At 74.6% G+C, this 22,309-nt stretch carries 26 protein-coding genes and 1 pseudogene; 15 read left to right on the top strand and 12 right to left on the bottom strand.

Annotated elements, in window-relative coordinates; genetic code table 11:
• Positions 1 to 204: 204 nt before the first annotated feature.
• The 5 genes from mshB to dapC all read left to right on the top strand — a co-directional run bounded on the left by mshB (position 205) and on the right by dapC (position 3,822).
• Complete coding sequence (mshB, locus tag ACQP0T_RS04615; RefSeq protein WP_345356280.1) at positions 205 to 1,116, top strand: N-acetyl-1-D-myo-inositol-2-amino-2-deoxy-alpha-D-glucopyranoside deacetylase; 912 nt, start codon at positions 205 to 207, stop codon at positions 1,114 to 1,116.
• Positions 1,113 to 1,478 (top strand): hypothetical protein, encoded by a 366-nt coding sequence (locus tag ACQP0T_RS04620; RefSeq protein WP_433871458.1) that lies wholly within the window; start codon positions 1,113 to 1,115, stop codon positions 1,476 to 1,478. Before mshB ends, ACQP0T_RS04620 begins: the two co-directional genes overlap by 4 nt.
• A gap of 4 nt (positions 1,479 to 1,482) precedes the next feature.
• Positions 1,483 to 2,250 (top strand): hypothetical protein, encoded by a 768-nt coding sequence (locus ACQP0T_RS04625; RefSeq protein ID WP_433871459.1) that lies wholly within the window; start codon positions 1,483 to 1,485, stop codon positions 2,248 to 2,250.
• 139 nt (positions 2,251 to 2,389) lie between these two features.
• Entirely contained in the window at positions 2,390 to 2,710 is a 321-nt protein-coding gene (gene fdxA / locus ACQP0T_RS04630; RefSeq protein ID WP_433871460.1) for a ferredoxin, read from the top strand.
• Entirely contained in the window at positions 2,707 to 3,822 is a 1,116-nt protein-coding gene (gene dapC, locus ACQP0T_RS04635; RefSeq protein WP_433871461.1) for a succinyldiaminopimelate transaminase, read from the top strand. The genes fdxA and dapC overlap by 4 nt, the downstream gene beginning before the upstream one ends.
• A 99-nt stretch (positions 3,823 to 3,921) precedes the next feature.
• On the opposite strand, the gene dapD is transcribed toward dapC, so the two are convergent.
• Genes dapD through ACQP0T_RS04660 form a run of 5 tightly spaced genes read right to left on the bottom strand, consistent with a single transcriptional unit; the run spans position 3,922 to position 7,728 of the window.
• Positions 3,922 to 4,911, bottom strand: a complete 990-nt coding sequence (dapD, locus tag ACQP0T_RS04640; RefSeq protein WP_345356300.1) for a 2,3,4,5-tetrahydropyridine-2,6-dicarboxylate N-succinyltransferase — start codon at positions 4,909 to 4,911, stop codon at positions 3,922 to 3,924.
• A 44-nt stretch (positions 4,912 to 4,955) separates the two neighbouring features.
• Positions 4,956 to 5,279 (bottom strand): hypothetical protein, encoded by a 324-nt coding sequence (locus tag ACQP0T_RS04645; protein ID WP_433871462.1) that lies wholly within the window; start codon positions 5,277 to 5,279, stop codon positions 4,956 to 4,958.
• Positions 5,276 to 5,731 carry an LppA family lipoprotein gene (locus tag ACQP0T_RS04650; RefSeq protein ID WP_433871463.1) on the bottom strand — a complete coding sequence of 152 codons (456 nt, stop codon included), beginning with the start codon at positions 5,729 to 5,731 and terminating at the stop codon, positions 5,276 to 5,278. The genes ACQP0T_RS04645 and ACQP0T_RS04650 overlap by 4 nt, the downstream gene beginning before the upstream one ends.
• Positions 5,728 to 7,413, bottom strand: a complete 1,686-nt coding sequence (locus tag ACQP0T_RS04655; protein WP_433871464.1) for an alpha/beta hydrolase — start codon at positions 7,411 to 7,413, stop codon at positions 5,728 to 5,730. Before ACQP0T_RS04655 ends, ACQP0T_RS04650 begins: the two co-directional genes overlap by 4 nt.
• 3 nt (positions 7,414 to 7,416) lie before the next feature.
• Positions 7,417 to 7,728, bottom strand: a complete 312-nt coding sequence (locus ACQP0T_RS04660) for a hypothetical protein (protein WP_433871465.1) — start codon at positions 7,726 to 7,728, stop codon at positions 7,417 to 7,419.
• Between the two features lie 99 nt (positions 7,729 to 7,827).
• Between ACQP0T_RS04660 and dapE the strand changes: the two genes are divergently transcribed.
• The 3 genes from dapE to ACQP0T_RS04675 all read left to right on the top strand — a co-directional run bounded on the left by dapE (position 7,828) and on the right by ACQP0T_RS04675 (position 10,494).
• Entirely contained in the window at positions 7,828 to 8,904 is a 1,077-nt protein-coding gene (gene dapE / locus ACQP0T_RS04665; RefSeq protein ID WP_433871466.1) for a succinyl-diaminopimelate desuccinylase, read from the top strand.
• A gap of 250 nt (positions 8,905 to 9,154) precedes the next feature.
• Positions 9,155 to 9,940 carry a TIGR00730 family Rossman fold protein gene (locus ACQP0T_RS04670; protein WP_433871467.1) on the top strand — a complete coding sequence of 262 codons (786 nt, stop codon included), beginning with the start codon at positions 9,155 to 9,157 and terminating at the stop codon, positions 9,938 to 9,940.
• Positions 9,937 to 10,494: a TIGR00730 family Rossman fold protein gene (locus ACQP0T_RS04675; RefSeq protein WP_345356319.1), complete on the top strand. Its 558-nt coding sequence runs from the start codon at positions 9,937 to 9,939 to the stop codon at positions 10,492 to 10,494. The genes ACQP0T_RS04670 and ACQP0T_RS04675 overlap by 4 nt, the downstream gene beginning before the upstream one ends.
• Positions 10,495 to 10,509: 15 nt before the next feature.
• Here ACQP0T_RS04675 and ACQP0T_RS04680 read toward each other — a convergent pair whose 3' ends face one another.
• Complete coding sequence (locus ACQP0T_RS04680) at positions 10,510 to 10,794, bottom strand: hypothetical protein (RefSeq protein WP_345356322.1); 285 nt, start codon at positions 10,792 to 10,794, stop codon at positions 10,510 to 10,512.
• A 229-nt stretch (positions 10,795 to 11,023) separates the two neighbouring features.
• On the opposite strand from ACQP0T_RS04680, the gene ACQP0T_RS04685 reads away from it, so the two are divergent.
• The 4 genes from ACQP0T_RS04685 (at position 11,024) to ACQP0T_RS04700 (ending at position 12,818) form a co-directional block, all read left to right on the top strand.
• Positions 11,024 to 11,356, top strand: a complete 333-nt coding sequence (locus ACQP0T_RS04685) for a PadR family transcriptional regulator (RefSeq protein WP_345356325.1) — start codon at positions 11,024 to 11,026, stop codon at positions 11,354 to 11,356.
• Between the two features lie 72 nt (positions 11,357 to 11,428).
• On the top strand, positions 11,429 to 11,761 hold the full coding sequence (locus ACQP0T_RS04690; RefSeq protein ID WP_345356328.1) for a DivIVA domain-containing protein: 333 nt from the start codon (positions 11,429 to 11,431) through the stop codon (positions 11,759 to 11,761).
• Positions 11,762 to 11,797: 36 nt separating this feature from the next.
• Positions 11,798 to 12,247, top strand: coding sequence for an SRPBCC family protein (locus ACQP0T_RS04695; RefSeq protein ID WP_433871468.1), 450 nt, complete (start codon positions 11,798 to 11,800; stop codon positions 12,245 to 12,247).
• Positions 12,240 to 12,818 (top strand): DNA-3-methyladenine glycosylase I, encoded by a 579-nt coding sequence (locus tag ACQP0T_RS04700; RefSeq protein WP_433871469.1) that lies wholly within the window; start codon positions 12,240 to 12,242, stop codon positions 12,816 to 12,818. The genes ACQP0T_RS04695 and ACQP0T_RS04700 overlap by 8 nt, the downstream gene beginning before the upstream one ends.
• Here the strand turns inward: ACQP0T_RS04700 and ACQP0T_RS04705 are convergent.
• The gene (locus ACQP0T_RS04705) at positions 12,812 to 13,600 is read right to left on the bottom strand and encodes an enoyl-CoA hydratase-related protein (RefSeq protein ID WP_345356337.1); all 789 of its coding nucleotides are present in this window, start codon (positions 13,598 to 13,600) and stop codon (positions 12,812 to 12,814) included. The genes ACQP0T_RS04700 and ACQP0T_RS04705 overlap by 7 nt on opposite strands.
• Positions 13,601 to 13,983: 383 nt before the next feature.
• On the opposite strand from ACQP0T_RS04705, the gene ACQP0T_RS04710 reads away from it, so the two are divergent.
• Both ACQP0T_RS04710 and ACQP0T_RS04715 read left to right on the top strand, forming a co-directional pair.
• Positions 13,984 to 14,151 carry a DUF3117 domain-containing protein gene (locus ACQP0T_RS04710; protein WP_345356340.1) on the top strand — a complete coding sequence of 56 codons (168 nt, stop codon included), beginning with the start codon at positions 13,984 to 13,986 and terminating at the stop codon, positions 14,149 to 14,151.
• A 237-nt stretch (positions 14,152 to 14,388) separates the two neighbouring features.
• Positions 14,389 to 15,902 (top strand): annotated as a pseudogene (locus tag ACQP0T_RS04715) (leucyl aminopeptidase family protein).
• Here ACQP0T_RS04715 and ACQP0T_RS04720 read toward each other — a convergent pair.
• Positions 15,892 to 16,812: a LysR family transcriptional regulator gene (locus ACQP0T_RS04720; RefSeq protein ID WP_433871470.1), complete on the bottom strand. Its 921-nt coding sequence runs from the start codon at positions 16,810 to 16,812 to the stop codon at positions 15,892 to 15,894. The pseudogene ACQP0T_RS04715 and the gene ACQP0T_RS04720 sit on opposite strands and share 11 nt — an antisense overlap.
• Before the next feature lie 95 nt (positions 16,813 to 16,907).
• Here ACQP0T_RS04720 and ACQP0T_RS04725 point away from each other — a divergent pair, with 95 nt between their 5' ends.
• Positions 16,908 to 18,122: an MFS transporter gene (locus tag ACQP0T_RS04725; RefSeq protein ID WP_433871471.1), complete on the top strand. Its 1,215-nt coding sequence runs from the start codon at positions 16,908 to 16,910 to the stop codon at positions 18,120 to 18,122.
• Here ACQP0T_RS04725 and tatB read toward each other — a convergent pair.
• The 4 genes from tatB to sigE form a co-directional block, all read right to left on the bottom strand.
• Positions 18,043 to 18,420: a Sec-independent protein translocase protein TatB gene (tatB, locus tag ACQP0T_RS04730; RefSeq protein ID WP_433871472.1), complete on the bottom strand. Its 378-nt coding sequence runs from the start codon at positions 18,418 to 18,420 to the stop codon at positions 18,043 to 18,045. The two genes, ACQP0T_RS04725 and tatB, sit on opposite strands and share 80 nt — an antisense overlap.
• 474 nt (positions 18,421 to 18,894) lie before the next feature.
• Positions 18,895 to 20,565: a S1C family serine protease gene (locus ACQP0T_RS04735; protein ID WP_433871473.1), complete on the bottom strand. Its 1,671-nt coding sequence runs from the start codon at positions 20,563 to 20,565 to the stop codon at positions 18,895 to 18,897.
• A gap of 128 nt (positions 20,566 to 20,693) precedes the next feature.
• On the bottom strand, positions 20,694 to 21,476 hold the full coding sequence (locus ACQP0T_RS04740) for a zf-HC2 domain-containing protein (RefSeq protein ID WP_433871474.1): 783 nt from the start codon (positions 21,474 to 21,476) through the stop codon (positions 20,694 to 20,696).
• Positions 21,473 to 22,054, bottom strand: coding sequence for an RNA polymerase sigma factor SigE (sigE, locus tag ACQP0T_RS04745; RefSeq protein ID WP_345356498.1), 582 nt, complete (start codon positions 22,052 to 22,054; stop codon positions 21,473 to 21,475). The genes ACQP0T_RS04740 and sigE overlap by 4 nt, the downstream gene beginning before the upstream one ends.
• Positions 22,055 to 22,309 lie beyond the last annotated feature (255 nt).

Below are 22,309 nucleotides of genomic sequence, written 5' to 3' on the forward strand. Positions count from 1 at the left end.
CGCCGACCCATCAGGGTGACGCCCGCCAGGTGAGGGGCACCACATCCGACTATGCCGGATGAAGGTGCCCCTCACTCACCACGCTTCCGGGTGAGCTGTTCGGTCGGGCTGGGTGGTGCGGGTGGTGGTGCGGTCGTTTCGGGCATTCGGGGCATCGCGGCTACCGTCCGCCGGGAGGGCCGAGGTGGCGATTACGCTGGTCTGGTGACGCTGACGGCCCCACCGCGGTTGCTGCTGGTACACGCGCACCCCGACGACGAAACGCTCTGGACCGGTGGCACGATCGCCCGCTACGCCGCGCGCGGCGTGCAGGTGGTCGTGGTGACCTGCACCCTCGGCGAGGAGGGCGAGGTGATCCCGGAGAGCCTGCGCGGTCTCGCCTCCGACCAGGCCGATCAGCTCGGCGGCTACCGGGTCGGCGAGCTGCGCTCGGCCTGCGCCGCGCTGCGGGTGGCCGACCACCGGTTCCTCGGCGGCATCGGGCGCTGGCGGGACTCCGGGATGCTCTGGGAGGAGCCCGGGCGGGCCGGCGCGCTGCCGGAGGCGCACCCGCGGGCCTTCGCCACCGGCGACCGGGCGGCCCAGGCCGAGGCGCTGGAGGCGGTCCTGCACGAGGTGAAGCCGCAGGTCGTGGTGACCTACGCGGCCGATGGCGGCTACGGCCACCCCGATCACGTCCGCGCCCACGAGATCACCGCGGCGGCGACCGCGACCGTCCCGGACGTGCAGCGGGTGTTCCACGCGGTGCCGTCCCGGGAGACGCTGCGCGCCGGGCTGGCCGAGCTCGCCGAGGACGGGGGCCAGCCGTTCGCGCTGCCGGAGGTCGACGAGCTGGCCCACGTCGACGACACCGCGATCAGCACCGTGATCGACATCACCGAGCACCTGCCCGCCAAGATCAGCGCGCTGCGCGCGCACGGCACCCAGGTCAAGACCTGGCTGGACCGCTGGGACAACGGCGCCGGGCTGGCCGCCTACGCGCTGTCCAACGGCGTCGCGCAGCCGCTCGTCGGCACCGAGCACTACGTGCTGGCCGCCGGTGATCCGGCGGGCTGCGAGTCCGACCTGTTCGGCGGGCTCGGGGTGTTCGGCACCGAACCGGTGGCCGCCCGTTGAGGGCTGCGGACCGCCTCGTGCTCGGGTTCCTGCTGCTCGACGCCTTCCTGCTGGCGCTGATCGAGCTGCTGTTCCTGCCGTCGTACCTGGGCTCGGTGCAGTTCCCGATCACCGCGGCGGTGGCGGCGGTGACGACGCCGCTGCTGGTCGCGGAGGCGGGGCGGCTCGCGCCGCACCGCGGGGTGGCCTCGGCGCCGCTGCTGGTGTGGTTCGCCACCGTGTTCGCGGTCGGCATGTTCGGGCCCGGCGGCGACATCGTGCTGCCCGGCAACGACTGGCGGACCCTGCTGCTGATCGTTGGCGGAGCCCTGCCCGGAGCGATGATGCTGGGCATCGTGCTGGCCCGGCGGGCGCGGGGGTGACGGCGTGGCCGAGGTGCTGACCGACGAGCGGATCGCCGGGGTGCTCCGGCCGTTCGTGCGGGCGACCGGCCCCCTGCTCGTCGCGTTGCGGGAGGGCGATCCGCTGCGGCTGCGCGGCCGGTTCGACGACGCCGGCGTGCCGGAGTCGGAGGTCGGCGCGCTGCGCGGGGCGCTGCGGAAGCTGGACGCCATGCAGCTCCCGGGCAGCACCGCGTGGGACGCGATGAGCGTGGAGCAGCGCTGCGACTGGTGGGCGCAGCGGGTCGGCCGGGTGCTCGCCCTGATCGCCGGGCTGCCGCGCTTCGGCGGCGTGATCACCTCGCGGTTGCCGATCCGCAACGCGCTGGGCATCACCGGGCAGGGCCTGGTGCTGTGCGCCATCGCGGGGGAGCTGGGGGTGACCGACCCGGTGGTGCGGGTGCGGTTGCTGGCCGCGGTGCTGCTGGAGCGCGACCTGTCGCCGGAGGTCGCGGCGGGCCCCGACCCGGAGGCCGACGACGAGCGCGCCGCCGAGCTCACCGAGGACCTCGACGCCGCCGAGCGGGAGCACGGCCGGGCCACGCCCAAGGCGGTGGCGCGCACGGTGTGGCGGATGGCGCGGGCGCTGTGGGAGATCGATTCCGAGCTGGACAAGCGCCCGCAGGGCCGCTTCTACCACGAGCTGGTCGGCTCGGTGCCGGTGATCGGCGTGGTCGGCGGTTACCTGGGCGAACGCTCGGCGCTGCGCCGGATCGCCCGGCAGGGGGTGCGCTGGTTGCGTACTCGGCGGTAGTTACCGCAGGGCGCGGTTGTCAACAAGGCTCTCGGGCTGTGGGACCGGTTACGGCTGCGCGGCTCGAAGAGGGATACTGTGAGGAGTCGCGCCGGGAAATTCCCGGCGCAGGACAAACGCTTCGAGCGGGAGAGCAACCGTGACCTACGTGATCGCCGAGCCCTGCGTCGACGTGCTCGACAAGGCATGCATCGAAGAATGCCCTGTCGACTGCATCTACGAGGGTGGACGGATGCTCTACATCCACCCGGATGAGTGCGTCGACTGCGGTGCCTGCGAGCCGGTCTGCCCGGTGGAGGCCATCTACTACGAAGACGACGTCCCGGACGAGTGGGCGCCCTACACCAAGGCGAACGTGGACTTCTTCGACGACCTCGGCTCGCCCGGCGGTGCGGCGAAGGTGGGCAAGGTCAACAAGGACGTCGAGCCCGTCACCAGCCTCCCGCCGCAGGGCGAATGAGCCCCGGCGGGAGCCCGGGCGCCGACGCGCCCGGGCCGCGGCTGCCGGACTTCCCGTGGGACTCGCTGGCCGGGCTCAAGGCGACGGCCGGGGAGCACCCGGACGGCATCGTCGACCTGTCCGTGGGCACCCCGGTCGACCCGGTGCCCGCGAACCTGCAGGCGGCGCTGTCGGCCGCGGCCGACCGGCCGGGCTACCCGGCCACCCACGGCACCCCGGAGCTGCGCGCGGCCGCCGTCGCCGCGCTGGACCGCCGCTTCGGCGTGCCGGACGTGCCTGCGGCGGCGGTGCTGCCGACGATCGGGTCCAAGGAGCTGGTCGCCTGGCTGCCGACGCTGCTGGGCGTGCGCCCCGGTGACGTGGTCGCCATCCCGGAGCTGGCCTACCCGACCTACGAGGTCGGGGCGACCCTGGCCGGGGCCGAGGTGGTCCGGCTCGCTCCCGGCGAGGCGCCCCCGGCGGGCACCGCCCTGGTGTGGCTGAACTCCCCGTCCAACCCGACGGGCCGGGTGCTCGACGCCGAGCAGCTCGCCGAGTCGGTCCGGCAGGCCCGCGCGGTCGGCGCCGTGGTGGCCTCCGACGAGTGCTACCTGTCGCTGGGCTGGGACGCCGAGCCGGTGTCGGTGCTGCACCCGTCGGTCACCACCGACCGCGCCGGTCTGCTCGCGGTGCACTCGCTGTCGAAGACGTCGAACCTCGCCGGGTACCGCGCGGGGTTCATCACCGGTGATCCCGAGCTGGTGCGCCGCCTGCTGGAGCTGCGCAAGCACGCGGGCATGATCGTGCCGCGCCCGGTGCAGGAGGCGGTCACCGCCGCCCTCGCCGACGACGTGCACGTGCGCGTGCAGAAGGAGCTCTACGCCGGGCGGCGCGCGATGCTGCGGCCCGCGCTGGAGAACGCCGGGTTCACCGTGGAGCACTCCCAGGGCGGGCTCTACCTGTGGTCCACCCGGGGTGAGGACGCGTGGGAGACGCTGCGCCTGCTCGCCGAGCGCGGCATCCTCGCCGCCCCGGGCACCTTCTACGGTCCGGCGGGCGCCCGGCACGTGCGGATCGCGCTGACCGCCTCGGACGAGCGGATCGCGGCAGCGGCGAAACGCCTCGCGGACTGACCGCCCACCTGTTCACGTCCGGAGTGAGGGGCACCTTCATCCGACTATGCCGGATGAAGGTGCCCCTCACCTGGGTGGAGATCACCCTGGCGGGTGGTGTCAGTTGGCGTGGAGGGCGGCGTTGAGCTCGACCTTGTCGCCGGTGCGCGGGGTCACCTCGACGGCGCCGGTGGTGGAGCTGCGCCGGAACAGCACGCCGTTCGAACCGGAGACCTCGCGGGCCTTGGTGATGGTGCCGTCCGGCAGCGTGACCTTGGTGCCCGCCGTGACGTAGAGCCCGGCCTCCACCACGCAGTCGTCGCCGAGCGAGATGCCCGCGCCGCCGTTGGCGCCGATCAGGCACCGCTCGCCGACGGAGATCACCTCCTTGCCGCCGCCCGAGAGGGTGCCCATGATCGAGGCGCCACCGCCGACGTCGGAACCGTCGCCGACCACGACCCCGGCGGAGATCCGGCCCTCCACCATGGAGGCGCCGAGGGTGCCCGCGTTGAAGTTCACGAAGCCCTCGTGCATCACCGTGGTGCCCGCGGCCAGGTGCGCGCCCAGCCGGACCCGGTCGGCGTCGCCGATGCGGACCCCGGAGGGCACCACGTAGTCGATCATCCTGGGGAACTTGTCCACGCTGTAGACGGTGACCGCGCCGCGCGACCGCAGCCGCAGCCGGGTCGCCTCGAAGCCCTCCACCGGGCACGGGCCGTGGTTGGTCCACACCACGTTGGACAGCAGGCCGAAGATCCCGTCGAGGTTCTGGCCGTGCGGGCGCACCAGGCGGTGCGACAGCAGGTGCAGCCGGAGGTACACGTCGTGGGCGTCGGCGGGCGCGTCGGAGAGCCGGCCGATCCCGGTGCGGACCGCGACGACCTCCACCTCCCGGGCGTCGTCCCGGCCGAGCAGAGCCGCACCGGCCGCCCCGAGGGATTCGGCCGCCTCCTCGGCGGTCAGCCGCACCGAGCCCGCCCCGGTCCCGGCGTCGCCGAGCTTCACGATCGGGAACCAGGTGTCAAGGACGGTGCCGTCGTCGGTCACGGTGGCCAGGCCCACGCCGTGGGCGCCCGTGGCCTGCGGGTCGGGGATCTGCGTGCTGCTCATACCGCAAACGGTAATCGGGCGCGCCGCCCGCCCGCAGCCGAGGGTCAGCCCACGGCGGAGGTGGTGATCTGGAATACGGCCAGCGCCAGCAGCGGCGCCACCACCGCCCCGAGCACCCCGACCAGCACCGCGCGGCCGACCCCGCGCGACCGGGCCACCGGGAACCACAGCGCCACCGCGCCGATCAGCACCAGCGCGCAGGACACGGCCGTGGCCAGGCCCATCGGCCCGCAGGTGCCGTCGCCGCCGGGCGTGCACGGCACGGCGAAGGACCAGATCCCGACGAAGGCCAGGAACGCCAGCAGCGGCAACGCGAGCAAGGTGCCGAGGACGGCGAAGACCAGCGAGGTGATCCGCGCCCCGCTCACGGCTCCACCACCAGGTGGCAGCCGGTGCGCACGGCCAGCACGGTGCGCGCGGCGGTGCCGAAGTGCAGCCGCCCGCCGAAGCCGTCCCGGATCGCGACCTTGTGGTCGCCCGCCCGGTCGGCGATCACCTCCAGCTCGGAGAAGCCGTGCTCGGCGGCGACCGTCCCGGCGATCCGCACCGCCTCGGGCCACTGCTCGTCGGGGATGCCGGGGCGGCTCCAGCGCACCAGGTTGCGCTGCTCGGCGTCGGCGACCTCCGGGTGCCGCACGCACGCGGAGCGCACCGGCGCGCCCTCGCTGCCCCAGTCGCCGAGGCCGAGCTCGGCGGCCAACCGGTCCCGCACCTCCTGCTGCATCCGCTCGTAGCGGCCGGTGATCTCGGACATGGTCGGACGCTGCCGCAGCGCGGCTCGCGGGTCTTCCACGGTGCTCCCGTCGGACGGTCGGCTCATGAGAAGAACTCCTGGATGGCGTCGGCGGCCTGCTGGCCCTGGTGCGGCAGCCAGGAGATCACATCGCCCGCGCCGTCGGAATCGCCCGTGACGGCCTGCTCGGGCACGCCGGCGACCACGGTGGCGACGTTGTGCTGGCTGGTGGTGTCGCCGTCCAGGTAGTCGCTGTGCCCGGTGACGGCCGACCCGTGCTCGGACTTCTCGGTCGAGAGCTGGGTGAACCCGTCCATGTGCGAGGGATCACCGCCGAACCGGGAGAAGTCCGCGACCGGATCGTTCTTGGCCTCCAGCAGGTAGGCGTTGCCCTCCGGCACGCCGAGGTCGGACACCTCCTCGGTCCCCATGCCGGGCGAGCCGTACAGGACCACGTCGTCCACCCCGTGCCCGCCGCCCTGCAAGGCGTAGCCGGTGGTGGTGGAGCCGTAGGAGTGGCCGATCGCGGTGAGGTGCGGATCGTCCTCCCGGGAGGCGTTGATGCCCTGGTAGAAGCTGTTCAGCGCGGCCCCGCCCTCCTTCGCCGGATCGGCCGAGGCGACCGACTCGTCGGGGTCCAGCATGGACATGTCGCGCTGCGGGGCCTCGTAGCCGATCCAGCTCACCGCCGCGACCTCGCCCTTCCCACCGGAGCGCGACAGCTCCTCCTCGGACTCGGCGACCAGCGCGGCCATCTCGGCGTCCATGCCCTTGAGGGTGCCGTCGACGGTGGTGGTGAAGCCGGGGGTGAACACCGAGACGTGCTCGGCGGTGTCCACGTCGCCCACGGCGACCGCGGCCTTGACCCGCTCGCCGCCGGTGTCGAGCACGAGGAGCTGGCGCGGCGGGTCCTCGCGCGCGATGGTCTCCTCGACGGCGTCGATCGAGTCCAGCTTGGCGTCGATCCGGTCGATCGCGTCCTGCTCGTCGCCGGTGATGCCGCCGCGTGCCAGCTCCGCCTTCTCCTGCTCCAGCGCGGTCCGCTCGTCGTCGATGCGGGCGCGGTTGGCGGTGTCGCGGACCTCCGCCGGGATGCCGTCCATGCCGCCCAGCCAGGCGGGCGGGTCGGCGAGCAGCGCGGCGCGCTGGGCGTCGGACAGCGAGCGCCACCACTCGGCGTTCTCCTCCGGGCCGCCGTCCTCGGGCCGCTGCACCTCGGCGGAGGCCGCCGAGGCGAGCGTGCTGCCCTGGCCGGGGTCGCTCTTGTCCTGCTCGGCCGCCACCAGCGCCTTGGCCAGCGCCGCGTCGGTGTCCTCGGCGTCGTCGAGCACCTCGCCGACGAGCTGCGAGATCCGGTCCCGGGTCTGGCGGCGCTCGGCCTTGACCGACTCCAGCTCGTCGGCGGGCACGTTCTCCGGCGGCGCGACGTCCTTGACCCCGCCGTCCTCGGTGATCGCGAACCCGCTGCCCCCGGCCAGCTCGTCGGCCTCGGCGAGCTTGCGCTTGATCGCCTCCACCTCGTCGGAGGCGCGGGCGACGGCGCCGCGCACCCCGGTGATCTCGGCGACGATCCGGCGCATCCCGTCGACCAGCGCGCGGTGCCGCTCCGCCGAGGCGGTCGCGGCCTCACCGGACCAGCCGTCCGGATTGCGCGCCCCCGCCAGCTCGTCATCGAGCCCGACGAGCTCCTGCTGCCGGGCGCCGAGGGACCGGTGGACCTGGTCGAGCGCGCCCGGCTGCCACCGGCGCACCTCGCTCAGCGAGACCATGGATCAGACCCCCTCGCCCAGTCCGGCACCGGCGGCGCCGATCCCGGCCGCGCTGCTCTCGTCCCCGGATTCGTACTCGTCGGCGCTGCTGCGCAGGGATTCCCCGTGCGCGCGGGCGTCGCGCGCCCAGTCCGCCAGCTCCTTCGCCCAGTCCTGCGCGAGCCGTTCCGCGGCGGGCGCCGCCTCGCCGCCGGGCATCGCCCCGGCGATCTCCCCGGTCGGCGGTGCCAGCCGGACGCCGCCGGCCACCTCACCCGCCGACGTCGCGTTCTTCCCCGATTTCCGCAGCGCCTCGGGGTCCGCCGTGAATCCCATCGCCGTGGCCACCTCCCTGGTCCGATCTCGTCGGCTCCGCTGGGACGTCGCCGTGCCGCTTCCGGTTCCCGGCACCGCGCGCGAGTAACCTGTGCCCCCGTGACCGCACCGCTGGACCTCACCGCCGATCCCGTCGAGCTCACCGCCGCGCTGGTGGACCTGCCCAGCGTCTCCGGTGCCGAGCGGGCGCTGGCCGACGCGGTGGAAGCCGCGCTGCGCGCCCAGGCCCCGCACCTGGAGGTGCTGCGCAACGGCGACGCGGTGCTGGCCCGCACCGCGCTGGGCCGGGAATCCCGGGTGGTGCTGGCCGGGCACCTGGACACGGTGCCGGTCAACGACAACCTCCCGCTGCGGCGCACCGGGTCCGGCGCCGACGAGGTGCTGCACGGCTGCGGCACCGTCGACATGAAGGGCGGCGACGCGGTGCTCCTCTCGACCGCCGCCGCGCTCACCGATCCGCGCCACGACTTGACCTTCGTGTTCTACGACTGCGAGGAGGTCGAGGCCGAGCGCAACGGGCTCACCCGGATCGAGCGGGAGATCCCGGAGTGGCTGGACGGCGACCTGGCCGTGGTGGGCGAGCCGTCGAACGCAGCCGTCGAAGCCGGGTGCCAGGGCACCCTCCGGGTCGAGGTGCGCACCACCGGCGTCCGGGCGCACACCGCGCGGGCGTGGATGGGCGACAACGCGATCCACGCGGCCGAGCCGGTGCTGCGGCGGCTCGCCGACTACGGCCCCCGGCAGCCGGTCATCGACGGCCTCCAGTACCACGAGGGCCTGCAGGCGGTGCGGATTTCCGGGGGAGTGGCCGGCAACGTCGTCCCGGACTCCTGCGTGGTCACCGTGAACCACCGGTTCGCCCCGGACCGGTCGCTGGCCGAGGCCGAGGCCCACGTGCGGGAGATCTTCGACGGGTTCGAGGTGGTCGCCGTGGACCGGTCGGCGGGCGCGCTGCCCGGCTTGACCGCGCCGGCCGCCGCCGAGCTGGTGGCCGCGTCCGGTGCCGAGCCGGTGGCCAAGCTCGGGTGGACCGACGTGGCCCGGTTCGCCGCCCGGGGGATGGCGGCGGTGAACTTCGGCCCCGGGGATCCCGCGTTGGCGCACACCCAGCAGGAGAACGTGCGGGCCGCCGACATCCGCCGCTGCGCCGAGGTCCTCCACCGCTTCCTGTCCTGACCGCTCGAACGGGTGATCTTCGACCAGGTGAGGGGCACCTTCATCCGGCTTGCTCGGAGGAAGGTGCCCCTCACTCACGACCCTTCCGGGTGAAGTGGGGGTGGGCGGGAGGCGTCGGTGCGGGCTCGTGCACCGGGTCGGCGACGGCGGTGGGGCGCGTCGTGAACCGGGCGTGAACTGGGGTTTTCCACCGAGGAGCGACGGGTGGTCGCCGATCGGGCGCGGACGGTGGCTGCGTACGCTCGGGCGCATGACAGTCGAAGGCCAGCCGAGGACGGGGGGCGAGGAGCCGCCCTCGCACGAGGAGCAGCGCGGTCCGGTCGTGCTGCGCAGGTCCCGCTCGCGGGAGTCGAGCACCACCGACCAGCGACTGCTGGATTCGCGCGGCCCGACCGACTGGGTGCACACCGACCCGTGGCGGGTGCTGCGCATCCAGGCGGAGTTCGTCGAGGGCTTCGGCGCGCTCGCCGAGGTCCCCAAGGCGGTCACCGTGTTCGGCTCCGCGCGGACCCCGCAGGACCACCCCGAGTACGCGATGGGCGTCGAGCTCGGGGCCGCGCTGGCCGAGGCCGGCTGCGCGGTGATCACCGGTGGCGGGCCGGGCACGATGGAGGCCGCCAACCGGGGCGCCTCCGAGGCGGGCGGGCTGTCCGTCGGGCTGGGCATCGAGCTGCCCTTCGAGCAGGGCCTGAACCCGTGGGTCGAGCTCGGCGTGAACTTCCGCTACTTCTTCGTCCGCAAGACGATGTTCATCAAGTACGCGCAGGCGTTCATCGCGCTGCCCGGCGGTTTCGGCACGATGGACGAGCTGTTCGAGTCGCTCACCCTGGTGCAGACGAAGAAGGTCACCAAGTTCCCGATCGTGCTGTTCGGCAGCTCCTACTGGCGGGGCCTCTACGACTGGGTCCGCGACACCATGCACGCCGAGGGCAAGATCGGCGACAAGGACCTCGCGCTGCTGCACCTCACCGACGACGTGGACGACGCGGTGAGCATCGTCCGGGAGGCCTACGAGGCGTGGGAGGCGACGCATTGAGCCCCGAACCGACCATCGCCGACGTCGCGGTCTGCGTGTACTGCGCGTCCCGCCCGGTGCCGCAGCAGCACCTCGACCTGGCCGCCGAGGTCGGGCGCGGGATCGCCGAGCGCGGCTGGACGCTGGTCTCCGGCGGCGGCCGGGTCTCGATGATGGGCGAGGTGGCGCGCGCCGCCCGCCGCGGCGGCGGGCGCACCGTGGGCGTCATCCCGCGCGCCCTGGTCGAGCACGAGGTCGCCGACACCGAGGCCGACGAGCTGCTCGTCGTCGAGACCATGCGCGAGCGCAAGGGCCTGATGGACGCGCACGCCTCGGCGTTCCTCGCGCTGCCCGGCGGCATCGGCACCTGCGAGGAGCTGTTCGAGGTGTGGACCTCGCGCTACATCGGGATGCACGCCAAGCCGGTCGTGCTGCTCGACCCCGAGGGGCACTACGAGGGGCTGCTCAACTGGCTGGAGGAGCTGGCCGGGACCGGCTTCGCCAGCAGGCACTCGCTGGAGGCGCTGATCGTGGCCACCGACGTGCGGGAGGCGCTGGACGCCTGCGCCCCCTGAGCCCCGCCGGGGTGTTCAGACCGCCGCGTTGATCAGCTCGTCGAGCCGCTGGATCGGCACGTCCGGGCGGACCTCGCCGAGGACCGGGGCCAACCGCAGCCAGCGGGACTTCACCCGCGGCGCGCTCGGCGGGGTCCGGTCCAGCTCCTCGACGAGCTCCTCCATCCGCCACTGCGCCTCGTCGCGCTCCAGGCTCGGCTCGGGGTGCTCGCGCACCACGTCGAGCAGCACGGCGGCGTAGGAGCGCAGCTCCTCCAGCGCCTGCGCGCGATCGGTGGCGACCTCGGGATCGTTGGCCACGTCAACCGGCTCCTGACTGCTCGTGCGGACGACAACGGTTCAGAAGTGTGTCCGGTCCGCTCGATCGCGGGGCGGACGTGGAGCCGAACTCACCCGAAAGGCGCAGACAACTGGGAAAACCGGCAGCGACTTGTGACGCACCTCATCGCCGTCGGGATCGGGACAGGACCTTGGTCCCCTTGCGGGAAATCGGTGACAGCTCCGGCGAATACCAGTAGAGTCACTACCCGTGAAGGCTGATGCGCTCCGCGGTCACCTGGACGCCCTCCTGCTGGCGACGCTCGACGGCAAGGCCATGCACGGGTACGCGATCATCGAGGCGCTGCAGGAACGCAGCGGTGGTGCCCTCGACCTGCCCACCGGCACGGTCTACCCGGCGCTGCGCAGGCTCGACGAGGCCGGCTGCGTGCAGAGCGCCTGGAGCACCGTCGGCGGCAGGCAACGCCGCACCTACCGGCTGACCGCCGCGGGCGAGCGGGCCCTCCAGGCCGAGCGGATCGCCTGGCGGGAGTTCACCGCGGCGATCGAGGGCGTGCTGGCGGGCACGGCCTCGCGGGCCTAGGCCCCGCCCGCTCCCGGCCGGAGGCGGGCACTCGGGGGACGGCGCTTCCGGGCGCGTGCCACGATTGGCCGCGTGGCTAGTGCGCTCATCTACCTGCTGGTGGTCCTCCTGGTCGGTGCGGTGGTCTACCTGCTGGCCTCCCTGGTCTTCGGGCGGGGCGAGCAGCTCGAACCGCTGCCGCCCGGATCGACCCCGACCCGGCTGCCCCCGGCGGACGTGGAGGGCGCCGACGTGCGCGCCCTGCGGTTCCAGCAGGTCGTGCGCGGGTACAAGGCCGCCGAGGTCGACTGGGCGCTGGACCGGGTGGCCACCGAGCTCGACGAGCTGCGCGGCCGGATCGCGGTGCTGGAGCGGCAGCTCGACGCGGCGGGCGAACAGCTCCAGCGCACCAGGGACCAGGACTAGATGCCCCGGCTTCGGCCGGAGAGGGGCCTGTCGAACGTGCGACGAGCGGAAGTGCGGGTCAGCGTGCCGGTGGCGGCCGACCCGGAGACGGTGTGGGCGGTGGCCACCGACTGGCCGCGGCAGGGCGAGTGGATGCTGGGCACCGAGGTCAGCGTGCTGGGCGGTTCCGGCGGCACGGGCACCGAGCTGCTGGCCGTCACCGGGTACCGGGGCGTCGGCGCGGTGGACCGGATGCGGGTCGTGGAGTTCGAGCCGCCCCGGATCTGCCGGGTCCGCCACGAGGGCGGGCTGATCGTCGGTGAGGGCGGGTTCGAGGTGGTGCGGTGCGGCAACCTCGCCTCGACCTTCGCGTGGTGGGAGCGGCTGGAGTTGCCCACCGGGACCGGGCCGCTGTGGCCCGCGGTGCGCCCGGCGCTGCGCTGGGGCCTGCGCCGCTCGCTGCGCACCTTCGCCGAGCTGTGCCGGGCCGAGGGCGATCGTGGCTGACGCCGGAGCCGCCGTGCCCGGGCCGGACGGCCGGCCGCGCTGCCCGTGGGGAGCAGGGCCGCCGGACTACCTCGAGTACCACGACGCGGAGTGGGGGGTGCCGCTGCGCGGCGAGCACGCGCTGTTCGAGCGGATCACCCTGGAGTCGTTCCAGTCCGGGCTGTCCTGGCTGACCATCCTGCGCAAGCGCCCGGCGTTCCGGACCGCCTTCGCCGGGTTCGACCCGGAGCGGATCGCGGCGTTCGGCGAGGCGGACCGGCAGCGGCTGCTGGCCGACGCGGGCATCGTCCGGAACCGGGCCAAGATCGACGCCGCGATCGGCAACGCGCGCGCGGCGGTGGCGCTGGACCGGCCGCTGGACGAGCTGCTGTGGTCCTTCGCCCCGCCGCGCACCGGTTCCCGGCCGCGCACCCACGCCGAGGTGCCCGCCACGACGCCCGAGTCCACGGCGATGGCCCGGGACCTCAAGCGGCGCGGCTTCGCCTTCGTCGGCCCGACCACCTGCTACGCGCTGATGCAGGCCACCGGGATGGTCGACGACCACCTGGTGGACTGCTTCCGCGCTCAGTGACCCGTGAAGCGCGGTGACCGCTTCTCGACGAACGCGCCGACCGCCTCGCGGTGGTCGGCGGTGGCGCCCGCCTCGGCCTGCGCCCCGGCCTCGACCTCCAGCGCCTCGGCGAGCCCCTCGGACGCCGCGGCCAGCATGGTCTCCTTGATCCGGGCGTAGGCGCTGGTGGGGCCGGTGGCCATCCGCCCGGCCAGCTCGCGGGCGGCGTCGGCGGCCTGGCCGTCGTCGACGACCCGGTTGACCATGCCGATGCGCAGCGCGTCCTCGGCCGCCACCGGCTCGGCCAGCAGCAGCATCTCCATCGCCCGGCCGTAGCCGATCAGCCGCGGCAGCGTCCAGGACGCCCCGGAGTCGCTGGACAGGCCCGCGTTGGCGAAGGCCATCAGGAAGCTGGCCCCGGAGGCGGCGATCCGCAGGTCGCAGGCGTAGGCCAGGGAGGCGCCCGCCCCGGCCGCCGAGCCGTTGACCGCCGCGATGACCGGCTTGGGCATGGTGGTGACCGCGTGCACGATCGGGTTGTAGTGCTCCTCCACGGTGCGCAGCGGCGCCGGATCGCCGGAGTCGAGCAGCCCGGCGTGTTCCCGGAGGTCCTGGCCCGCGCAGAACGCCTTGCCGGCGCCGGTGATGACCACGGCGCGCACGGCGTCGTCGGCGGCGGCCTCCCGCAGCGCCGCGATCAACCGCTCCTTGAGCTCGGCGTTGAGCGAGTTGTACGACTCGGGGCGGTTCAGGGTGAGCGTGCGCACACCACCAGCGTCGTCGATCAGCAGTACGTCGGTCACTCGGGCGCTCCTTCGCTCGGAGTCCGCTGCGGTGGGCCCGCGGGCCGCCGCAGTTCTTCCACAGTGGACGTCGCGGTGCGGGCGCGGTCCCGGGTGGACGGCGTTGTGGCTGGTAGCCGCCGCGCCCGGCGATCAGCCCGCCCCCCGGCGCGCAACACGCCGGGGCACCAGCCCGATCGGGGGCCTCGGAACCGGCCCCGCGGTAGCCGTGGAAATGCCCGCACGGAGCCCGAGTCTGCCAGCTCCTGACGGCATTCGACCAGCGCACGGCGGAGGCGAGTTGATCGGTTCGGTTTCGTCCCCGCCTCGGGATGGGGGAGAATGGGGAGGACCCGAGCTGGTTGTGGCGACCAGCGGGGGAAGATCCACGGAGGGAGCACGCTATGGCGGCCATGAAGCCCCGGACCGGTGACGGTCCCCTCGAGGTGGCGAAGGAGGGGCGCGGCATCGTGATGCGCGTCCCACTTGAGGGCGGTGGGCGGCTCGTCGTCGAGATGTCGGTCGAGGAGGCGAAGAACCTGGGCGACGCCCTGGGAACGGCCACCGGCTGAGGTCGCCAGCGGCGACCGGCGGGCTCCAGCGCCGCACTGCCGGTCGCCGAGGAGCCGCCTCCGGTCGCGGAGGCGGCAACGCAGACGCCGACTGGCCCCGGCGCGCACGTGCCGGGGCCGCTGTCGGCTCCACCGATCGTGCGGGTGGCGAACCCGTGCAGGAAGGGTCTTCTCGTGCCCGGTGCGTCAGTGTTCCGCTCCCCGCAGCAACCCCCGGCCGAGGAATCGGCACTCCCCGTGATCCCGCAGTCGCCGGTCGAAGTGGACGTCGCGACGAAGTGGCTGGACGGCGTGCCCGGCGCGGTGCCCGTGTTCGACGGCGCGGACGGCCCGGACTTGGCGGCGGCCGCCGAACCGTTCGATGTGGACATCGCGGTCCTGCGCGCGGTCGGCGCCTCGGCGGGCGCCGGTGACGTGCGGGCGCTGCCGCTGCCCGACGGCGGCTACGGCTGGCTCGTCGGCGTCGGCGCCGGACGCCCCGAGCAGTGGCGCGCCGCCGGGGCCGGGCTGGCCCGCGCGGTGCGCGCGCGGCTGGACGAGTCCGGCCAGGACGTCGACGAGCCCGAAGACCTCGGCGATGCCTCCGACGCCGACTACCTGCAGTTCCGGCTGCCCGCCGGGCCGAGCCCGAGCAGGTCCGCTCGCTGGCGCTGGGCTTGGCGCTGGGCGGCTACCGGTTCCGGGTGACCGGGCGCCCGGCGCCCGTGCGGCTGCGCAAGGTCCTGCTGGTCACCTCCGGCGCGGAGGCCGAGGCGCTGCGCGAGCGCGTCCGGCGGGCCGCCGAGTGGGCGTCGGCCACCGCGCTGACCCGCGACCTCGCCAACGCGCCGTCCAACGTCAAGGACCCCGCGTGGCTCACCGGCAAGGCCGCCGAGCTGGCCGCCTCGGTCCCCGGTCTGCACGCGGTGGTCCGCGACGAGAAGTGGCTCGCCGACCGCGGCTTCGGCGGCGTCCTCGCCGTCGGCGGCGGCTCCGCGCGCCCGCCCCGGCTGCTGGAGCTGCACCACCACCCGGCGGAGGCCACCGGCCCGCACCTGGTGCTGGTCGGCAAGGGCATCACCTTCGACACCGGCGGCATCTCGATCAAGCCCGCCGACGGGATGCACCTGATGCGCACCGACATGGCCGGGGGAGCGGCGGTGATCAGCGCGCTGCTGTCGATCGCCCGGCTGCGGCTGCCGATCCGGGTCACCGGCCTGGTGCCCGCCGCCGAGAACCACGTCTCCGGCAGCGCCTACCGGCCCGGTGACGTGGTGCGCCACTACGGCGGCACCACCACGGAGGTGGCCAACACCGACGCCGAGGGCCGGATGGTGCTGGCCGACGCCCTCGCCTACGCCGTGGACCAGCTCGAACCCGGCCTGCTGGTCGACGTGGCCACCCTCACCGGCGCGATGAAGGTCGCGCTGGGCCTGCGCACCGGTGCCCTGTTCGCCTCCGACGACGCGCTGGCCGACGAGCTCGCCGCCGCCGGTCGCCACGTCGGCGAGTCCTGGTGGCGGATGCCGCTGCCGGACGACCACGCCGAGGACGTGCGCGGCGACCTCGCCGACGTCAAGCAGGCCCCGCCCGGGCCGGGCGGGATCACCGCGGCGCTGTTCCTGCGCGAGTTCACCGGCGGGCTGCCGTGGGCCCACCTGGACATCGCCGGACCGGCCCGCGCGGACCGCGACTACGCCGAGGTCGTCAGCGGGGCCACCGGCTTCGCGGCCCGCACCCTCGTCGAGCTCGCCACCGGGCTCAGCCGCTGACCGACCGCCGGCCGAGCGCGTGTTCGCGGAACGCGCGCACGGCCGGCGCCGTCGGTGCCGCGTCGGGCCAGGCCAGCGCGATGTCGCGGTGCGCGGCGGGCCGCAGCGGCACCTCGGCGGTGCCCGGCACCGGCCCCCGGTCGTCGGGCGGCAGCACCGCCACCCCGAGGCCCGCCGCGACGAGCCCGCGCACCGTGTGGATCTCCTCGGCCTCGAACACGACCCGGACCGCGAACCCGGCCCGCGCGGCGAGGTCGTCGAAGATCCCCCGCATCCCGTAGCCGCTGCGCATCACGACGAACCCCTCGCCGGCGAGCGCGGCCAGCTCCACCTCGGCGCGGCCCGCGAGCGGGTGCCCGGTGGGCAGCAGCGCGACCAGCGGCTCGGTGCGCAGCACCGCGTGCCGCCACGGCGGCCCGGGCGGCGGGGACACCAGGCCCAGGTCCACCGCGCCGGACCGCATCCGGGCCAGCACCTCGTCGCGGGCACCCTGCACCAGCTCGAACCGCACGTGCGGGTGCGACCGGCCGAAGCCGCGCAGCAGCTCCGGGACCAGGGTGCCGCCCATCGTGTGCTGGAAGCCGAGCACGACGCGGCCCCGCTCCGGGTCGACCTCCGCGACCACGGCCCGGCACCCCGCCTCCAGCGGCCCCAGCGCGGCCGCCGCTGCTTCGGCCAGCAGCTCCCCGGTCCGGGTGAGCCGGATGCCCCGCCCGCGCTTGGCGATCACCGGGGCGCCGACGCGCTCGGCGAGCCGGGCCAGCGCGCGGCTCAGCGTCGGTTGCGGCACGCCGAGCACCTGCGCCGCGCGGGTGAGGTGCTGTTCGGCGGCGACCGCCCGCAGCGCCGCCAGCGTCGGCGCGAGGTGCTGGGCGAGTCGGGCGGCGTCGTCTTCGGCGTCGGGCAGCACGGGACCGATTCTGCCCGCGATCCATGCGATGCCGCATGGATCGTGCGGTATCCAGCATTGGACGCATCGGTCGGTCGCTGCCTAGGTTCGGCGACGTGGACGACGCCCGGCTCCGGGGCGCCCTGCTGTGCGGGGCGCTGGCCCTGTTCGCGCTGCTGTACGCGCCGCAGCCGCTGCTGCCCCGGCTCGCCGAGGAGCACGGGCTCGCTCCCGGCACCGCCGCGCTGGTGATCTCGGCGGCGACCTTCGGGCTCGCGGTGGCGGCGGTCCCGCTGGGCACCGTGGCGCAGGCCGTCGGCCGCCGCCGGATCATGATCGGTGCGGTGCTGCTCGCCGAGGCCCTGGCGCTGGTGCTGCCGTGGCTGCCGTCCTTCCCGCTGCTGGTCGGCGTCCGGCTGGTGCAGGGCGTGGCCGTCGCCGGCGTCGCGGCGCTGGCCACCGCGCACCTCGCCGAGGAGTCCGGTGGGCGCGGAATCGGCACCGCGATGGGGCTGTACGTGGCGGGTTCCGCGCTCGGGGGGATGACCGGGCGGATCGTCGGCGGGGTCGTCGGCGACCTCGCGGGCTGGCGCGGTGGGCTGCTCGCCGTGGCGGCGCTGTCGGCCGCGTTCACGGCGCTGTTCGTCGCGCTGCTGCCCCCGGAGCGCCACCACCGGCGGCAGCCGTTGCGCTGGCGACCGCTGCTCGGCGGGCTCGGGGCCGCACTGCGCGACCCCGAGCTGCGCGGCCCCTACGCGATCGCGCTGCTGGGCACGGGCGCGTTCGCCACTGTCTTCACCGCCCTGCCGTTCCGGCTGACCGCGCCGCCGTTCCTGGTGCCGCCCGCGCTGGCGGCCCTGGCGTTCCTCGCCTACACCGCCGGGACGGCGACCTCCGCGCTGGCCGGCCGGGTCGCCGACCGCTGGGGCCGGCTGCCGGTGCTGCTCGGCGGGCTGGTGCTGTGCGGTGCCGGGCTCGGGCTGATGCTCGCCGACGTGCTGGCGCTGGTGCTGGGTGGGCTGGTGGTGTTCACCGGCGGGTTCTTCGCCGCGCACGCGGTGGCCGGGGCCTGGGTCGGCGCCCGGGCGCCGGAAGCGGCGCGCGGGCAGGCCGGGGCGGTCTACCAGTTCACCTACTACGTCGGGACCAGCCTCGGCGGGGTGCTCGGCGGCGCGGCCTACGGGACGTGGGGGTGGACCGCGACCACGGCGCTGCTCACCGGGTTCTTGCTGCTGGCGGCGCTGGCCGCGCTCAGGTCGCGTCCGGGTCGTAGGGCGGGCGCTCGTTCGGTTCCAGCGGGCGGTGCTGCTGCGGGGCGGACGGCGGGGTGAACTGGTTCGGGTTCGCGCTCTGCTGCGCGCCGTCGTCGCCGAGCAGGTGCTGGGTGACCGCGGTGCGCGGGTTGAAGTTGCGCAGCTCGCGCAGGTCCTCCAGCGGCTTGCGCAGGTCGTCGAACTCGGGGCCGATCTCGGACTTGATCTGTTCGCGGGCCCCGGTGGCGTAGTCGCGGACCTTGCGGACGGTCCTGCCCAGCCACGCCGCCCCCTCGGGCAGCCGATCGGGCCCGAGGATGAACAGGCCGGCGACGATCAGGACCAGGATCTCACCCCAGCCGATGCTGTCGAACACCCGACTACCTCCGGTCCCAGGACACCGCTCGTCGGCGTCCACACTACCTACCGCCCGGCGCGACGAGGAGGGGTGACGCCCACCGTGCGGTCGCCGACCCACGTCGGACACCCCGGGGACACCACCACGTCACCCGTTCGGCCCCACCAGCACCCGCCATCACCCGATGGTGAGCTGAGTGAGGGGCACCCTTGACCAAGTGAGGACCGCTTTCGCCAATGATCTGCGTGGCGGTGCGGGTGGCGGAACCTCAGCGGTCCCCTCGCTGCGCCGATCGCCTCCTGATGTACCCACTTCGTACACGGCGTCGGCGCTGTCCTCGCGAGAAGACCGCTGAGAACCCGCGGCGGTGCCGGTTGCGTGCCTCACCGCATGCGGCTCCGCCGCATTCTGAAAGGACCCCTAACCGGGACGAGGGTCCCCCTCACTCAGGAGCCACGTCGAGCGGTTGTCGCCCGGGCGGGTGGCGGTGGGTCAGTGGAGGGTGACGTCCAGGACCAGTTCCCGGCCTTGGCGGACCAGGGTCACCGGGACCGTGTCGCCGACCCGGTGGCGGTCGACCGCGACGATCAGCTCGTCGGCGCTGCGGACCTCGCGGTCGCCGACCTCGATGATCACGTCGCCCTCGGCGATGCCCGCGCTGGCCGCCGCGCTGCCGTCCTGCACGTTCTGCACCTGGGCGCCGTCGGCGAGGCCGTCGCTGACCGACTTCGCGTTGACGCCGAGGTCGGCGTGCTGGACGTGGCCGGTGCGGATCAGCTCCTGGGCGATGCGGCGGACGTCGTCGATCGGGATCGCGAACCCGAGGCCGATCGAGCCGCCTTCCCCGCCCGCGCCGAGCGTGCGGATGGCGCTGTTGATGCCGACCACCGCGCCGTTGCCGTCCACCAGCGCGCCGCCGGAGTTGCCCGGGTTCACCGCCGCGTCGGTCTGGATGGCGTCGATCACCGCGTTGGTGTCGGTGCCCTCGCCCGCCAGCCGCACCGGGCGGTGCACCGAGCTGACGATGCCGGTGGTGACCGTCCCGGCCAGGCCGAGCGGCGACCCGATCGCGATGACCTGGTCGCCCACGGCGAGGCTGTCGGAGTCACCGAGCTGCGCCACCGTCGGGTTGGCCACTTCCACCTTGAGCACCGCGAGGTCGGTCTTCACGTCCCGGCCGACGATGCGCGCCGGGGCCCGGGTGCCGTCGTGGAACACCGCCGAGATCTCCGCGTTGGGCGTGTCCACGGCCATCGACACCACGTGGTTGTTGGTCACCACGTAGCCGTTGCCGTCGATCACCACCCCGGAGCCGCTGCCGCCCTGGGCGCCGACCCGCACCTCCACGGACACCACCGCGGGCACCACCCGCTGCGCGACCGCCGCGACGCTGCCGTCGGGCCGGTCCGCGCCCGCCTGCACCTCGGCGAGCGTGACATCGGGGTTGATCAGCGGGTTGCCCTCCTCGGCGGTGACCCGGCCGATGAACCCGCCCGCGATGCTGACCACCAGCGCCGCGACGCCCAGCAGCGCCAACGCCTTCGGGTGCACCCGGCGGCCGAACAGCACTTCGCGGGCGCTGAGCAGCGGGCCCGCGGTGGGCGGCGAGGTGGCGGCCGAGGCCTCGGCCGCGGTGGTCGCCGGCGGCCCGAGCACCGCGGCGGCGGACGGGTCGCGCCACGGATCGCGGACCGAACCGGATTCCCACAGCACCGGGTCGTCGGCGGGTGCGGGCGTCGGTTCCGGCTCGCCGGGAGTGCGTTGCAGCACCTCGCGGCTGCCCGCCGGACGTCCGAACGCCTGGTTCAGCGACTCGGGCGGCGGCGGGAGCTGCTGGATGCCGCGCGGGGCGAGTCCGGAACGCGAGTGCGCGTCGAAGCTGCCCCGGACCCCGCGCGGCCGGCCGAAGGCCGTGGCCTGCGCCGGGTCGACCGACGGGCGGTGCAGCGGGCGGGGCGGGAGGCGCGGCGGTTCGCCGTTGCGGGGTGCCGCCCCGCGCGGAGCGGCCGCGCTGCCGGGTGCGGGCGCGCTGCCGGGTGCGGGCGCGCTGCCGGGTGCGGGCGCGGTGCGGCCCTGCTCCTCGCCCGGGTACCGCTCGCGCCGCGCGGACGGGTCCTCGCCGGCGCCGGGACCCGGCGCGGGCGTTCCTGGCTGCTGGCTCATCGCTCCCCGGTCATGCGGCTCGTCACTCCCCGAGTGGATCACACGTTTCGCTGCACCGGGTCACCGGCGCCGGGCCAATTGTGCCGTGCCGGGGGTGAAGTCCGCGTGGCCTCCGGTGCGGCCCCGGATCAGGGCAGCGGCGCGGCGGCCGGGCTGGTGGCCAGCGGGGTGGGTGACGCGGAGGTCGACGGGAGCGGTTCCGGCACCGCCGAGACGTCCCCGCTCGGGGCGGGTTCGGCGGGCAGCGTGCCCGCGACGGACGCCGGGATGACGCCGCTGCCGCCACCGCCGGGGAGCGGAGGGGCGGTGGTGTCCTGCGGCCAGTCCTCCTCGGAGGTGGGCAGGTTCATGAAGGCCAGCGCACCCAGTACGAGGCCGGAGAACACGACTCCGGCTCCCTGGCGGGTGCGGCGGCCGACACCGCGGGATTCGCGCGGCGGCGCGGCTTCCTCGGGGGACTCGCCGAGGGCGGCCGGGTCGCCCAGCGGCCGGGAGCCGCCGAGGGTGCCGCGCACCGAGCTGCCGAGCGGCTGCTGCGAACCCCCGAGGGGGCGGCTGCTGCCCAGCACCGGTCCGGTGCCGAAGCGGGCCCGGCTCGGCCGGGACATCGCGACGAGCTGCCCGTCCTCGGTCAGCGCCAGCCCGTCGGGCTGCGCCGGGATCTCGGCGTGCGACGGGATCGATTGCAACGCCTGGAGCAGCGACGGCGAGACCGACGGGGTGCCCGCCGCCTGGACGGCCGCGCGGGCCTGCCGCTGCGCCGCCGCGTCCGACGCGCAGGCCGGACACCCGGCGAGGTGGGCGGACGCGCGATCCCGCGCGCTCGGGCCCAGCTCGCCGTCCACGAACGCCACGATCGCCTCGAGGGCCAGGTGCTGCTCGGGCAGCGACCAGCCTCGCAGAACCGTCATCCGCGAACCTCCTGGGTCTGCTTGCGACGAGTTTCCAAGGTGGCCTTCAGCATCTGCCGACCGCGATGGATCCTGCTGCGCACAGTACCCAGCTTCACCCCCAAAGTCGCCCCGATCTCCTCGTAGGAGAGACCTTCGACGTCGCACAGGACGACCGCCGCGCGGAACTCCGGCGGCATCTCGTCGAGCGCGGCCTGCAGGTCGGGGTCGAGGTGGGTGTCGTGGAACACCTGCTCCGGGGTGGGGCCACCGCCGGGCAGCCGGTCGGTGTCCTCGGGCAGGCCCTCCATCCGCAGGCGCGACCTGCGGCGGGCCATGTCCAGGAACAGGTTGGTCGTGATGCGGTGCAACCACCCCTCGAACGTGCCCGGCTTGTACGACGCCAGCGACCGGAACACCCGGATGAAGGTCTCCTGGGTGAGGTCCTCGGCGTCGTGCTGGTTGCCGGTCAGCCGGTAGGCCAGCCGGTACACGCGATCGGCGTGCTGGCGGACCACCTCATCCCAGGACGGCGGGGTCCAGGGTGCTTCCCCGGCCGCGGGGACGGTGGTCTGCTGTTCGGTGGGGACCACACTCATCGGCTGAGTTGCCATCGGGCGAAAAGCCACCTCCTGCGTGGTTGCACCTGTTGAACGAACGACCGGGGGCGGTTGTTCCCGACCGTGGGCGGCGTCGCCCGTGGCTGCTCCTCGAGGTCCGGACCGGCTGCCTCCCGCCTGGAGGGCGGAGTCGCCGGGACGGATTTCCCGAGGGGTGGGAAGATCGCTGGGGTTCGTCGGTTCGCGGTGTTCCTGACTTGGGTACTCCTGTTGACGCTTCCACTGTGGTAGCCG

Source organism: Saccharopolyspora sp. CA-218241 (assembly GCF_050954615.1).
GTDB lineage: Bacteria > Actinomycetota > Actinomycetes > Mycobacteriales > Pseudonocardiaceae > Saccharopolyspora > Saccharopolyspora cebuensis.